The sequence below is a fragment of the Vibrio sp. 2033 genome (assembly GCF_033339735.1).
In genome coordinates this window covers 1-1127 of sequence record NZ_JAWOVC010000110.1, presented here as the reverse complement: position 1 = coordinate 1127, position 1127 = coordinate 1, and the positions used below count along the sequence as shown (strand labels likewise).

Genomic DNA, 1127 nt, shown 5'->3' with positions numbered 1-1127 from the left:
GATCGTGGCTTTCTTTCCCATCGACAATTCGAATTGTCACTTCTGCTTGAGGTTGGAAAAGAGGGATGGTCTTGTCTAACCAAAGTTGGAAGTCTTGCTGCGAAGGTAAGCCTTCTTCATTTTCGACTGCCAGTTGCAGATCAAGTTCAATTGCCATTTTTATTCCTTAGTTGCAGCGACTTGAGCGCTAAGTTCTGCTTTCGCTGCTTCTAACAGTTTAGCATCACGCTCTTCACGGCGACGTTTCTCGAACTCTTTACGTTCTTTTTGATCTTGCGCTTCCCACTTCTCGTAGGCGTTGACGATGCGAGCAACCACGGGGTGGCGAACAACGTCATCTGCTTGGAAGAAGTTAAAGCTGATGTCGTCGACTTCACTGAGCACTTCAATCGCATGACGAAGACCTGACTTCGCACCACGAGGTAAGTCTATCTGAGTGACGTCACCAGTAATAACCGCACGCGAATTGAAACCAATACGAGTCAGGAACATTTTCATCTGTTCAACGGTGGTGTTCTGACTTTCATCTAGAATGATGAAAGCATCGTTCAGCGTACGACCGCGCATGTATGCCAGAGGAGCGACCTCTATAACGTTGCGTTCAATCAGCTTTTCAACTCGCTCGAAGCCTAGCATCTCGAATAATGCGTCGTACAGTGGACGAAGGTATGGGTCAACCTTTTGGCTTAAATCACCAGGTAAGAAACCCAGTTTTTCACCCGCTTCTACCGCCGGACGTGTCAAAAGAATGCGACGAATTTCTTGGCGTTCTAGTGCATCAACTGCTGCTGCAACGGCAAGGTAAGTCTTACCTGTACCTGCAGGACCAATACCAAAAGAGATGTCGTGCGTAACCATATTGACCAAGTACTGAGCTTGGTTTGGTGTGCGCGGTTTAATGACGCCTTTTTTGGTTTTTACGAACACTTCTTTACCGTGCGCAATACTTGATTCGGTATTTTGTTCTAATACGCCAGATTCTTTGATCGCCAGATGAATTTGTTCTGGTTCGATATCTGGGATCTCGCCACGCACAGGCGCAGTATCTACATAAAGCGTTTTTAGAATGTCCAGCGCAGCCGCTGAGGTGTGAGGCTTACCAACAATGGTAAAATGGTCACTACGAT

1 protein-coding gene and 1 pseudogene are annotated in these 1127 nt (G+C 46.8%); both read right to left on the bottom strand.

Annotation, left to right across the window (positions count from 1 at the left end):
• A pseudogene (locus R7P74_RS24950) lies at positions 1–157 on the bottom strand (rRNA maturation RNase YbeY); the annotation flags it as partial.
• Positions 158–159: 2 nt separating this feature from the next.
• On the bottom strand, positions 160–1127 hold a 968-nt coding region (locus R7P74_RS24945), incomplete at its 5' end, for a PhoH family protein (protein WP_318123322.1).